Origin of the sequence: Kyrpidia tusciae DSM 2912 (assembly GCF_000092905.1) — a bacterium.
GTDB lineage: Bacteria > Bacillota > Bacilli > Kyrpidiales > Kyrpidiaceae > Kyrpidia > Kyrpidia tusciae.
Genome location: NC_014098.1, coordinates 1,003,425 through 1,016,524, shown reverse-complemented (window position 1 = coordinate 1,016,524; position 13,100 = coordinate 1,003,425). Strand labels below are relative to the sequence as shown.

At 57.4% G+C, this 13,100-nt stretch carries 10 protein-coding genes; 6 read left to right on the top strand and 4 right to left on the bottom strand.

Features of this window, described 5'->3' with window-relative positions; genetic code table 11:
* The first annotated feature begins 63 nt into the window (after positions 1-63).
* Positions 64-1,020 carry a serine hydrolase gene (locus tag BTUS_RS05105; RefSeq protein WP_013075043.1) on the top strand — a complete coding sequence of 319 codons (957 nt, stop codon included), beginning with the start codon at positions 64-66 and terminating at the stop codon, positions 1,018-1,020.
* Here BTUS_RS05105 and BTUS_RS05100 read toward each other — a convergent pair.
* Positions 1,012-2,304 (bottom strand): HD domain-containing protein, encoded by a 1,293-nt coding sequence (locus BTUS_RS05100; RefSeq protein WP_013075042.1) that lies wholly within the window; start codon positions 2,302-2,304, stop codon positions 1,012-1,014. The genes BTUS_RS05105 and BTUS_RS05100 overlap by 9 nt on opposite strands.
* A gap of 213 nt (positions 2,305-2,517) precedes the next feature.
* Here BTUS_RS05100 and BTUS_RS05095 point away from each other — a divergent pair, with 213 nt between their 5' ends.
* From BTUS_RS05095 to BTUS_RS05085, 3 genes are read left to right on the top strand one after another with little or no spacing between them, the layout of a single operon-like run.
* Positions 2,518-3,807, top strand: a complete 1,290-nt coding sequence (locus BTUS_RS05095) for a Y-family DNA polymerase (RefSeq protein ID WP_013075041.1) — start codon at positions 2,518-2,520, stop codon at positions 3,805-3,807.
* Positions 3,804-4,043 carry a DUF6504 family protein gene (locus BTUS_RS05090; RefSeq protein WP_013075040.1) on the top strand — a complete coding sequence of 80 codons (240 nt, stop codon included), beginning with the start codon at positions 3,804-3,806 and terminating at the stop codon, positions 4,041-4,043. Before BTUS_RS05095 ends, BTUS_RS05090 begins: the two co-directional genes overlap by 4 nt.
* Before the next feature lie 15 nt (positions 4,044-4,058).
* Positions 4,059-7,127, top strand: coding sequence for a DNA polymerase III subunit alpha (locus tag BTUS_RS05085; RefSeq protein ID WP_013075039.1), 3,069 nt, complete (start codon positions 4,059-4,061; stop codon positions 7,125-7,127).
* Positions 7,128-7,220: 93 nt separating this feature from the next.
* On the opposite strand, the gene BTUS_RS18350 is transcribed toward BTUS_RS05085, so the two are convergent.
* Both BTUS_RS18350 and BTUS_RS05080 read right to left on the bottom strand, forming a co-directional pair.
* A complete protein-coding gene (locus BTUS_RS18350) occupies positions 7,221-7,358 on the bottom strand; it encodes a hypothetical protein (RefSeq protein ID WP_013075038.1) in 138 nt (45 codons plus the stop codon).
* Positions 7,359-7,494: 136 nt separating this feature from the next.
* Entirely contained in the window at positions 7,495-7,776 is a 282-nt protein-coding gene (locus BTUS_RS05080; RefSeq protein WP_013075037.1) for a hypothetical protein, read from the bottom strand.
* A gap of 211 nt (positions 7,777-7,987) precedes the next feature.
* Between BTUS_RS05080 and BTUS_RS05075 the strand changes: the two genes are divergently transcribed.
* Positions 7,988-9,976, top strand: a complete 1,989-nt coding sequence (locus BTUS_RS05075) for an acetoacetate--CoA ligase (RefSeq protein ID WP_013075036.1) — start codon at positions 7,988-7,990, stop codon at positions 9,974-9,976.
* 103 nt (positions 9,977-10,079) lie between these two features.
* On the opposite strand, the gene serC is transcribed toward BTUS_RS05075, so the two are convergent.
* On the bottom strand, positions 10,080-11,174 hold the full coding sequence (gene serC / locus BTUS_RS05070; protein ID WP_013075035.1) for a 3-phosphoserine/phosphohydroxythreonine transaminase: 1,095 nt from the start codon (positions 11,172-11,174) through the stop codon (positions 10,080-10,082).
* A 263-nt stretch (positions 11,175-11,437) separates the two neighbouring features.
* Between serC and aceB the strand changes: the two genes are divergently transcribed.
* A complete protein-coding gene (gene aceB / locus BTUS_RS05065) occupies positions 11,438-13,033 on the top strand; it encodes a malate synthase A (RefSeq protein ID WP_013075034.1) in 1,596 nt (531 codons plus the stop codon).
* Positions 13,034-13,100: the final 67 nt, after the last annotated feature.

The following is a 13,100-nucleotide window of genomic DNA, read 5'->3' as shown; positions in this document are numbered from 1 at the left end:
TGTTTTCCATGCTACAATGATACCAGTTCAGCGCAAAAAGAACACCTGTGAGGAGGCCGCTGCATGTACACCCCGTACAATCCCGGGCGACCATCCCGGTTCACCCAGCAAAAAAAAGCCGCGGCGCGGCGAAAACGGCGCCGCCGCCGCCGGTTGACCCTCGCGGTTCTCGCCTTGGTTCTCGGGTGGACAGGATGGGAGTTGGGGCGGGCCATCGCCACCTGGGCTGGGGGAACTGACGCATCGGCCCACCTTCCCCCGCCGGATTATACAGCACTGAAACAGGCGATCAGCGGATACGTAACGTCACAGCCCGGAGCTTATGGCGTCGTCGTAGTGGATCTGGACTCGGGGGCGAAGCTCGACATCGACGGAAATCGCGTTTTTTTCGCGGCCAGCACCTTTAAGCTTCCTATGAATCTCTATCTTTACACGTTGATCGCCCAAGGTAAAGTCGATCCCAACACCAAACTCATCTATGAGGCGTCCGATTACGAAGATGGCACAGGGTGGATTGCCTCCACCCCCGTGGGAACGGAGTACACGATCCGACAACTGTCCCAAGCCTCGATCGTGGCGAGTGACAACGTGGCCACGAATATTCTCCTGGACGACCTGGGGGTCGACAACGTCAAAGCCTTTATGCGCCAATTGGGCGGCAAACAGGTGGTGGATGGCGACAACGTGACAACTCCTGACGACATGGCCCTGTATGCGGTGAAATTATTTGAATTCGCCAAGAAACATCCCACTGTGGCGGCGCCCTTGATCGACGACCTGGAACACACGGATTTTAACGATCGAATCCCGGCCAAGCTGCCCGCGAACGTCCCGGTGGCGCACAAAATCGGCAACTGGACCGATCAATGGCACGACGTGGGGATCGTCTTCCTGCCCGGGCGCCCGTACGTGATCAGCCTCTTCAGCCGGGACATCGACCAGGACACCGCCGCCCAGGTTCTTTCCACCGTGTCGAGAATGGTGTACGATTATCAAGCCACCCTGCCCAAGTCATCCTAATTTCCCGGAAGGCACCTCGGCGGCCTCGTCCAGCGCCTTCACAATGGGCTCCCGGTGTTCCCGGCACCGCTCCCTCCATTCGGGTGGAACCAACACATACAAACGCCACAGATCCCGATATTTTTGTTCCAAGAGGCGCACCTCCAATTCGGTGCTCACCCCCGCCTCGCCCAAAGGTTTCACCCCGCTTGCCGTCAGACATCGGGCATTGACCTCTTTCATGAAGGTCTCCGCCTGGCAGTAAAGAATCACCTCGTCTTCCCCACAGCCCAAGCGCCGGGCGATCCACCGTTCCAGTCTTCGGCGGGTGTCCGGATCCCGGAGGCCCTGAACCCACCGAACCCTCTGCTCCGGGGAGAGGTCGCCGGGATACACTTCTACGCCCCGTTTAAAAAGGCCCCGGCGCGCCAAGCGATCCAACATGCGGCCGATCCGGCCGTCCTTCGCGCCCATGCGCCGAAGAGCTTCCAACAGTTCCACATCCCCCCACCCCAAAAGCTGCTCCTCGGTGATCCCTTCTCCTTCCGCCCCCCATTCCACCATCCGGGCCACCATGGCCGATGAAGCGATTTTCGCGTGATGATAATAGAGTCGTTCTGTGAGGACATACCGCATATGGAGCATATGGAAAAATTCAGAGCGCACGTCCGCCCGTTCCCGGCCCCCTTTGACCAAGTTCAGGGCCAACCTTCCCTCCGTGATGATAAAATTGGACAAGATCCGATCGTCGTAATCCATTCGAAGGCCGGCAAATCGCGCGTCCCGGCGCACGTAATCGAACAGGTCCGCATCCACCGTCCCGGATACGATCTCTCTCGCCCACGGCCATTCAAAAGGTTCGCGGGGATCCAGAAGCCTGTGGACAAAAGACAGCAAACCCATCCGGTCCAACAGTTCGCCGATCTCTTCAGAGAACACGTGGCGAAGCCGGGCACCGGTGTCGTGGCGAGGAAACAGGCGCCACTCATCCTCCAGGGTGTGACCAAAGGGGACGTGGGTCACATCATGAAGCAAAGCCGCCAAAGCCACCCCTTCCAGTTGTCCCGCATCCCCTTGGGTGAGTTCGGGTGAACCGGCCGCCCGAAGGTGATTCATGATCTGTTTCGCCACCCAATAAGTGCCAAGGGAGTGCTCGAATCGGGTGTGGTGACATCCGGGGTACACGAGGTAGGCCGTTCCCAGTTGCCGGATCCCCCGCAATCGTTGAAATGCCCGGGTGTCGATCACCCGGGTGGCCCAAGAACTGAGATGAATATCGCCGTGGATCGGGTCGCGGATCATCATGGGGCTCACCTCTCCTCCATTGTACCGAGCCGGGGGATAACCGTCGACGCTTCGGACCCCAAGCACCCTCTCCGCCCATCAAAAGCCTGACAAACATACGTTTGCATTTCTTCGATCCCTCGGGTATAATAAAGAACACCACAATGCGACAGAGAGGGGGCCGCGGCGGGCTCGGCCTATGGGCGCGCCGCACAAGGGGTGAAGAAACGGTGGATGATCCATGCGACGTTTGTGGGGCTGTACGCGGTCGAAGAAAGGAGTGCCGGGAACCGTCCGGTGCTGGTCGTGCGAGACGGTCGAATTGTCGATTATAACACGGCAGCCGGGTCCCTCGGAGTCACCCTGGCTACACCCGTTATCGAAGCCCTTCGCCTGGCTCCGGATGCCCTGGTTTCAGAGTTCGACCCGGATCGCCACCGGCGATGGATCGGTGAGATGCGACGAATCCTTCGGGGATGGACCCCCTGGTTTGAAATCGTCGCGGATCAGGAATGGTACGCCGCCTTTTTCTCAGACCATCCCCGTGAACAGTGGCGGGAGTTGTTCACCCGGCTGACGGATCGACTCCCCGGTCGGGGATGGAGTGGGTTCAGCGGCCTTGCCGGCCGCAAATCGACGGCCGAGGCCGTGTCTCTGCGCATCATTGAGGACGGGCCGAAGGTGTTTTCTCCGCCCTTTCGCCTGGCGGCGCCGCCGGTATTCGGCGCTTTGGTCGAAGACGACGCCGACTTTTTCCGCCACCTTCCCCTTCGGTTCTTTCGGCACATTCCACCTCAGATAAAGGAGGAGATGGAACGACTCGGCGTGCACACCGGAGAGCAGTTGACGAAGATCCCCCTCGTTTTGCTACAAAGGAGGTTTGGCCCTGAAGCTCTTACTTGGCAGCACTTTGCTGCCGGAGAGCTCGGGGATTCTTTTGTTCCCCGAGACCCCGGTAAAACCTTGTCACAAACCTGGGTAGCCCCAGCTGGGGAGGCGGTCCCGACTGAGTCGACCGAGCCTTTATTAGATCTGCTGTGTGATGCATTAGTAAAGCGACTTGAACGAGAACAAGTCGGAGTCCAAGGAATCGCCGTCCAGTGGACCGACGATGAAGAAAACCGGGTCTGGGAACAGCATTTGTTCCCCGAAGTTCTCGCTCATCCCGAAGGAATTCGGAGATCCGCTCGGGAATTAAACATTCGCCTTCGAAGCCGGCACCCCGAGATAACCCGAATTTCCGGGGTTCAACTCACCGCCACACACCTTCATCCCCTTCGCGGGGAACAGGTAAGCTGGCTTTTACGAGGGAACGAGTTCTACCCTCCCCTCGAATTCCGGCAACAAACATGGCGATTTTTGATCGACGAGTTAGGGCAAAAGTACCCCCGCGCTTCGATTCGTTTCGGACTTTCCGTTCCCTGGCGAAATCAACGACAAGCTTGGTGGGATCCTTGGCAAAACAGCTCACAGGCGTGTGGGAGTCCGCCAAATCCAATGAAAGGCTCCCAGTTGTCCTCTTGAGCCGGCTGATCGACCACCCCGTTGCGGTCCGGGTGAAAAAAGGCCTGCCCGATTCTTTCTCGTTCCGCGGACAGAGCCACCAGATCCTCGAAATTATCGATCAGTGGGAAGAAAGCGGAGCCTGGTGGAAGGGAGAGCCTCCCTATCGAATCTACCGCGTTCAGACGGCGGATCTTGGGGTCTTCGACCTCAAACGATACAAAGAGGAGTGGCGGTTGTACCGAATCTGGGATTGAAAGAAGGAATCAGCCATGGTCCATCTTCATGCCCATTCTTACTTCTCTTTTCTCGACGGCGCCTCTGCTCCGGAGGAATTGGTAGATATCGCCTCCCAGCTGGGCATTTCGGCGATGGCCCTCACCGATCGCGATACGGTGGCGGGACTGGTTCCCTTTCACCGGGCAGCCGAACGAGTGGGCATTCGACCGATTTCCGGATCGGAGATCACCATGGAGGACGGTACCGTTCTCACGGTCCTCGCTGAGAACGCGAAAGGATACGCCGAACTTTGCACCCTTTTGACGAAAGCCCACCTTTCCCACCCCCGCGGGGAACCGCGGACCTTGTACCAAGATCTGGTTAAACACCGGGAAGGACTGATCGTCCTTTCCGGTGACCGAAGGGGGCGAATCCCCACTCTGCTTCTGCAGAAACAAAACCAAAAAGCTCGGGAGATGGCCGAATGGCTTCGAGACGGGCTCGGAAAAGATCGCTTTTTTCTTGAAATCCAAGACTCCTTCACCCCGGGTAGCCAACATTTAACCGGTCGGCTGTGTGAACTGGCCGATACCCTCGACATCGGCGTCACCGCCACTCACGATATTCATTACGCAAGCCCGGATCAATTTCCGATTTATGATGTGCTCACCTGTATCCGAAACCAAACGGGCTTGGAGTCTCCCCACCCCGAGCGCCCGTTGAATGGGAAGGCGTATCTGTTATCGCCCGAGGAGATGACCCTGCGGTTTAAGCGACGTCCCGACGCTCTTCACCGGGCGATGGAGATTGCAGAACGATGCCAGGTGTCCCTGGACCTTTCCCTCCCCCGCCACCCGGCCTTTCCCCACGGTCCCGGGGATACCCCCATGGCGATTCTGAGGCGCCTCACCGAAGAAGGGGCGATTCGTCGTTACGGGTCTCTCACACCGGAGATTCGCAGGCGGTTAGAACATGAGCTTGCCATTATCGAAACGTTAGGGTATGCCGATTATTTTTTGGTGGTTTGGGATGTGGTTCAGTACGCCCGCAAGAAAGGAATTCGTTATGCCGGAAGAGGGTCTGCCGCCGATTCGGCGGTGGCCTATTGCCTCGGCATCACCGATGTGGACGCCGCGGGGAGAGGGTTATTGTTCGAGCGATTTATCAGTTTAGAGCGCGGGGAAAAACCGGATATCGATGTCGATTTCGACGCCAGGCGCCGGGATGAAGTGGCGGCTTATGTGTATAACCGGTACGGCGAAGATCACGTGGCCGCCGTGTGTACCTACCAGACGTTCCAAATCCGTTCCGCCATTCGGGAAGTGGGCCGGGTAATGGGATTTCCCCCTCCCTTGCTCGATCGTCTGGCCAAGCGAATTCCGTACATGGTGCGGGCTGGGGAATTGGGAGCGGCACTGGAACGGTTCCCAGAATTGCGAGACGCGGGAATCGAACAAAAGCAAGTTTGGCAGCTATTCCACCTGGTGTCCGCCCTCGTCGATATCCCCAGACATATCGGCACCCATTTAGGTGGACTGGTCATCTCCCGGGACCCCTTGACCACCGTCACCTCTTTGCAACGGTCGGCCAAAGGGGTCATCATCACTCCCTTCGACAAGCGAGCGGTGGAAGACGTGGGTTTGATGAAACTGGACCTTCTTTCTCTGCGAACTCTATCCGCAGTGGAGGATACCGTCCAGCTTCTCCACCGCGACGGAAAACCGATCGATCCGGAAGATATCCCTCTGGACGATCCGGACACGTTCGCCGCCATTGGAGAAGGGCGGACCATCGGCGTATTTCAATTGGAGAGCCCCGCCCAGCGCGCCCTGCAGGTTCGCCTCAAACCGGATCACCTCGAAGATTTGGTCGCCAGTGTGGCGCTTATCCGCCCGGGTCCGATCAAAGGCAATATGGTAGAACCCTTTTTGGAACGGCGAAGGGGGAATGCGGAATTCCATTATATTCATCCCGCCCTAAAGCCCATTCTGGACAAGACGTACGGGGTCATCCTTTTTCAGGAACAAGTGATCGAAATCGTCACAGCGGTGGCTGGATTTACTCCTGGTGAAGCAGACCGCCTCCGCCGGGTGATGAGCCACCACCGCTCCCTCCGGGAAATGGAGGAAATCGGGGAACTTTTTCTAGAAAAGTCCATGGCCAGGGGGGTCTCCCGAGAGACGGCGGAGCAGATCTACAACTACATCAAGGGATACGCATCCTACGGTTTTTGCGAAGCTCACGCCGCCGCCTTCGCGGCCACCGCCTACCGCACGGCCTATCTGGCTCGGCATTATCCGGCGGCCTATTATGCCGGGCTGTTGAATCAGTTTCCGATGGGATATTACCCCATCCACGTCCTATGTTCGGAAGCCCATCGAAGGGGGGTGGAGATCCTCCCCCCCGATGTCAATAACAGTGAAACTGGGTGCCGTTTAGAAAAGGGAAACATCAGGCTGGGACTGAACCTCATCAAAGGCCTTCCGAGGGAGGAGGTGGCGCGAATCATCGAGGATCGAGAACGCCACGGTCCCTTCGCCTCTCCGGAGGAGTTTTGCCTTCGAATCCATCCATCCCGAACTTTGCTTGAAAATCTGATTCTGACCGGAGCCTTTGACCGCCTTTATCCGAATCGCCGTCAACTCCTTTGGTACCTAAATGATCTTTTGCAACTTTCAGGAGTTGATATCCATTGGACACAAATCCTTCCGCCCCCCGGAGACAGCGGGGATTTCACATTGAAAGAACGTCTCTTTCACGAATACCGATTGATTCAGGTGGGATTGTCCGGCCACCTCATGGAACTCTTCCGGCCGGTCCTGCGGACCCGGCGATTTTTGCCCGTGGTCGATTTGGAATCCTTTGAAGGGAAGGAGGTGTGGACGGCGGGCATCTTGGTCCGCCCCCACCGTCCGCCAACTCCCTCGGGAAAAACAGTGGTATTTTTTAGCTTGGAGGATGAAACCGGGATAGTGGACGCTGTGATGTTTGAAAAAGAATATCGCCGTTCAGGAGGAGACTTATTTCGCCCTGACGCCATCGCCCTTGGGGTTCACGGGACGGTGGAACGCCGCAGGGGTCATCTGCAACTGGTGGTCGACCGGGTGCGAGCCTTGACCTGAATCCCTCTTCTGACCTTCACAACGAAAAAGACGGGGACTCTCCCCCGCCCGCAGTATTCAGGTTCGGCTTTTGTTTCATCCGTCCATCTGTCTTCAGTACGCCGCCGCGCTGGCCGCGGCTCCACCCGCCGCCGGCCCATAACCGCCCCACGGGACGAGCAGGAAGAACAGCACAAAGATCACCAGAAACACCACAGCCCACCGAGTATAGTACCCAAACACTCCAAACATCTTGGCTCACCCCCCTCCATTCACTGTCAGGAAATGCGGAAGGGGGCTCCAATGTTTGGACACTTGCCGTCACCGCAACAATTCAGGCACTCGCCCGCACCCGTATTTCACCCCACCCGTCCCCGAGCCGCAATTTTCATTCGTCCCCGTTCATACAGCAGCGAATCGTGTCGATCTTGTTGGTATAGCGAGCCCCACAGATTCGACAGGTCAATTCGTCCTCCAGTTCTCGTTCATCCCGAAAGATGATCACCGTACCGGGTTCTGCATCAACCGCAATCTCCCCGTTGTCCGTTTTTCTCAACCGGTAAAGGGTGCCCTCGTACACGAATTGAACCTTCATCATCTCTTCATCCGTTTTTCCAAGCCCCCGGTTTCGCTCGATCCACTTGTGCACCAGCTGAAATCCTGTGGTCATGTACCCCTGCCCCTTTCCCGTGGCCTTTTTGCCATTGTACTATAACAGATTGAGAGTAGACAATACTGTTTCACGCACAATCTCGACCAAAAATCGAAGACCAGTACGCGCCCGATCGGAACCGCCTTCCCTTCTCTCTTTGAACACGGTACAATAAATTCATCCGCGAGCGCCTCTCATCTTCGATTGACAACAAAGGCAGGTGTGAAACGTGGCCAACATTCCAGAGGGTTCCCCGCTGTGGGAAGGGTCCGAAGTCTTCAAACACAATACGAATTTATATCGTTATATGCAATGGTTGAAAGAAACACGAGGTTTGACTTTTCATTCTTATGAGGAACTTTGGAGGTGGTCGGTGTCCGACTTGGACGCTTTCTGGACTTCGATTTGGGACTTTTTTGATATCAAGGCCTCTAAGCCCTATACCCGGGTTTTGGCATCCCGTTCCATGCCCGGCGCCCGGTGGTTCCCCGGCGCCGAGCTCAACTACGCTGAACATGCTTTGCGCCACGAGTCGAGCGAACGGCCGGCCATCCTCTTTCAATCCGAAGTCCGGCCTTTTGAGTCGGTCTCCTGGAAACAGTTGAAGGAACGTGTCGCTTCGGTGGCTGCCGCCCTGCGGAATATGGGGGTACAGCGCGGGGATCGAGTGGTCGCCTACTTGCCCAATATGCCCGAGGCCGTGATTGCCATGCTCGCCTCGGCCAGTATCGGAGCGGTTTGGTCGAGTTGTTCGCCAGATTTCGGAAGTGTCAGCGTGATCGATCGATTCCGGCAGATTGAACCGAAGGTGCTGTTTGCCATCGATGGATATCCGTACAACGGCAAGGCTTTCGACCGTCGACCCGTGATCCAGGAGTTGCAGCGGGCACTCCCCACTTTGTCACATACCGTCCTGGTTCCTTATCTGAACCCGGAAAAGGGCATCGAGGAACTTTCCAACGCCCTTCTCTGGCAAGACATTCTGGGACAAAGCAGCACGCTCCAGTTCGAGCAAGTCCCCTTTGATCATCCGCTATGGGTCTTGTATTCCTCCGGCACCACCGGGCTGCCGAAAGCGATCGTCCAAGGGCATGGGGGCATTCTGCTCGAACATCTGAAATCGATCGGTTTACACCTCAACCTCACTCCGGACGATCGGTTTTTCTGGTTCACCACCACCGGCTGGATGATGTGGAACGTCGTGGTGAGCGGCCTCCTGGCGGGATCCACCATCCTGCTGTACGACGGCAGTCCCGGATATCCAGACCTCAACGTCCTATGGGAGTTCGCCGAGAAGACTGGCATGACCGTTTTTGGAACCAGCGCTGGATACCTGACTTCCTGCATGAAAGCGGGAGTCGAGCCAGGCCGGGACTACGATTTATCGCGCCTCGTAAGCATAGGTTCCACGGGTTCGCCGCTTCCGCCCGAAGGTTTTGAGTGGGTCTATGAGCATGTCAAGAAAGATCTGTGGCTCGCCTCGACCAGTGGAGGTACGGACGTCTGTTCCTCCTTTGTCACAGGTTGTCCAATTCTTCCGGTCTACTCCGGGGAGATTCAATGCCGCAGCCTGGGCGTAAAGGTCGAAGCCTTCGACCCCGACGGCCGTCCGGTGATCGATGAGGTCGGCGAATTGGTCATCACGGAACCGATGCCTTCTATGCCCCTCTATTTCTGGAATGATCCGGACAACGCCCGGTACCGGGACAGCTATTTCGACATGTATCCAGGTGTATGGCGCCACGGAGACTGGATCAAGATCACTCCCCGGGGCACGGCGATCATCTACGGCCGATCCGACTCCACCATCAACCGCCTGGGCGTTCGGATGGGCACGAGTGAAATCTATCGGACAGTCGAAAGCTTACCCGAGGTCATGGACAGTTTGGTTATCGATCTCGAAGGCATGGAAGGAGCTTCCTTTATGCCGTTGTTTGTCGTCCTTCAAGAGGGGGTCGAGTTGGACGACGGGCTTAAGAAGAAGATTCGAGACCAAATCCGAAAGAATCTCTCGCCCCGCCACGTTCCGGATGAGATTTATCAAATTCGGGAAGTGCCCAGGACTTTAAACGGAAAGAAACTGGAGGTCCCGATCAAGAAAATCCTGCTGGGCACGCCGGTTCACAAGGCGGTCAACCTGGATTCTACCGCCAATCCCGATGCGGTAAACTTTTTCGTTCAACTGGCCGAGCAACTCAAGGCCAAACAGAACTCTTGAGCGCCCTTAACCTGTATACCCAGCATGCGGGCGGGGCGCTGAAATGTCCCCGCCCGCATTCCGGGAGACGGAACCCCTGGTCATCCGACCGGCCCACTGAGGATCAGGCGTGCTTTTTCCGAAACTCCACCATATAATCCCGCAATGCGGCGCAATGCTCTACGGGTACCGCATTGTACAGAGAAGCTCGGCATCCGCCCACCGACCGGTGACCATTTAACCCGACAAAACCCTCCGCCTTTGCACCATCCAGGAATTCCTTCTCGAGTTCCGGCGTGGGTAAGCGGAAGGTGACATTCATCAGCGACCGGCTTGTCGGTTCCGCGTGGCCCAGGTAGAAATCGGGATTGTCATCGATCACCTTGTAGATCAGCCCCGCCTTTTCGCGGTTTCGGCGCTCCACCGCCTCCACCCCGCCTTGTCCTTTGACCCACTTCAACACCAGGCCCATCATGTAAATCCCGAAGGTCGGCGGAGTATTGTACAGCGAATTGTTTTTTGCGTGGATCCGGTACTGGAGCATCGTCGGCAGATCTTCCGGCGCTCTCTCCACCATGTCTTGCCGCACAACCACCAGGGTCACCCCGGAGGGGCCCAGATTTTTCTGAGCTCCGGCGTAAATCAGCGCAAACTGGCGAACATCGATCTTTCTGGACAGGATATCGCTGGACATATCGGCCACGAGAGGCACCGAACCGGTGTCCGGAAAACGGGTCCACTGGGTTCCGAAGATCGTGTTGTTAGACGTCACATGCAGATAGGCGCTGTCCCTGCCGAAGGAAATCTCCTCCGCCCCCGGAATGCGCCGATAATGGCCGTCTTTGGTGCTGGCCGCCACAAAAGTCTCTCCGAGTCGCTGAGCCTCTTTCAAAGCCTTTTCGGACCAGCTGCCGGTCAAGACATAGCCCGCCGCTTTGCCCTTCGGGAGAAAGTTCATAGGGACCATGGCAAACTGCAAACTGGCTCCGCCCTGGAGGAACAATACGTCGTACCCCTCCGGCACCCCGAGCAGCTCCCGAACGAGGGCGGCCGTTTCGTTGTGGATCGCCTCGTAAGTTTTGCTGCGGTGGCTCATCTCCATGACGGACATCCCCGTGCCCCCGAAGTCGACGAACTCCTCCCGGGCCTGCTCCAAAACCTCCAACGGAAGGGCGGCCGGCCCAGCATTAAAGTTTAACGCGCGTTTCCCCTGAGACATGATCGTCTGCTCCTTTCCACTGGCCCGCTTGTCTTTCACTATACCACTTCCCCGCACTTCCAGAACGCCTGTCGGCCGATTTCCCGTGTCAAAATGTTTACGCCCCCTCGCCTTCATGGTATGATGAATATAAATAGAACAGTGTTCCGTATTACAGAACAATGCGTAGTAAAAACTGTATCACGGAGCAGTTCTGACAAATGATTTTACTGATTGAGGAGTCCCCGGGATCCACAAAAGGGGATTCGAAGGGAGGAGAAAGGATGGCTGAGTGGCCGCAAGGGGTCGAAGTGATCGGTGAAGTGACACCGGAATACGGGGAGATTTTAACCCCAGAAGCCTTGGCGTTCGTGGCAGATCTGCACCGCCGATTTGACGAAAGGCGCCGGGCGTTGCTCGCCGACCGGGCCGAGCGCCAGAAGCGCCTCGACGCCGGGTGGCGCCCGGATTTTCCTGCAGAGACGGCGGAGATCCGGGCCGGGGATTGGACGGTGGGGCCGATTCCCGCCGATCTTCAGGACCGGCGGGTGGAGATCACCGGCCCGGCCGGGGACCGGAAGATGGTCATCAACGCCCTCAACTCCGGCGCCAAGGTGTTCATGGCGGATTTTGAGGACGCTAACTCTCCCACTTGGGCCAATACCGTGGGCGGACAGGTCAACCTTCGGGACGCCGTCAACCGCACCATCACGTATACCAGCCCCGAAGGGAAACAGTATGCCCTGAAAGACCAGGTCGCCGTTCTCATGGTCCGGCCTCGGGGATGGCATTTGGGAGAGAAACACGTTCGGGTGGACGGCCGCCCGGTCTCCGGCGCCTTGTTTGACTTTGCCCTCTACCTGTTCCATAACGCAAAAAACCTGATCGCCCGGGGCACCGGCCCGTATTACTATCTGCCGAAGATGGAAAGTCGGCACGAAGCCCGGCTGTGGAACGATGTATTCACCTTTGCTGAAGACCGGATGCACCTGCCCGTCGGGACGATCAAAGCGACAGTGCTCTTGGAGACGATCATGGCGACCTTTGAGATGGATGAGATGCTATACGAGCTCCGGGATCACATCGTCGGCATGAACTGCGGGCGTTGGGATTACATTTTCAGTTACATCAAGCGCTTCCGAAATCAACCCGACGTGATTTTTCCCGATCGCAATCTCGTGACGATGACAGTGCCCTTTATGCGTGCCTATACTCTCTACACGATCAAAACCTGCCATCGGCGCGGAGCTTTTGCCATCGGCGGCATGGCGGCCCAGATCCCGGTGAAAAATGACCCGGCCGCGAATGAAGAGGCTTTTGCGAAAGTCCGGGCGGACAAGGAACGGGAAGCCCGGGATGGCCACGACGGCACTTGGGTGGCTCACCCCGGTCTCGTTCCCGTTGCAATGGAAGTGTTTGATCGCCTGATGCCGGGCCCGAATCAACTGAGCCGGAAACGGGAAGATGTTCAGGTGACGGCGGACGACCTGCTGGCGATCCCCGAGGGGCCGATCACCGAACAGGGGCTTCGCAACAACGTAAGCGTAGGAATCCAGTACATCGAAGCTTGGCTTCGGGGTAACGGCGCCGTTCCGATTTTCCACCTCATGGAGGATGCGGCCACGGCGGAAATCGCCCGGGCCCAGGTGTGGCAGTGGATTCACCATCCGAAGGGGATTCTGGCGGATGGCCGCAAGGTGGACGCCGCGTTGTTCCGGCAGATTCTGGCCGAAGAGTTGCAGAAAATCAAAGAAAACCTGGGCGAAGCGCGATTCGCCCAAGGCAAGTTCGACCAGGCCGCGGCACTGTTCACAGATATGTCCCTTCGGGACGACTTTGAGGAATTCCTCACCCTTCCCGGTTACGCCTACCTGGATTGATCGGCCACTCACCCAGTCAACTTCGTGCCCGCGGGGATTTCGCCTGCGGGCATTTTTTTGTGCGCCG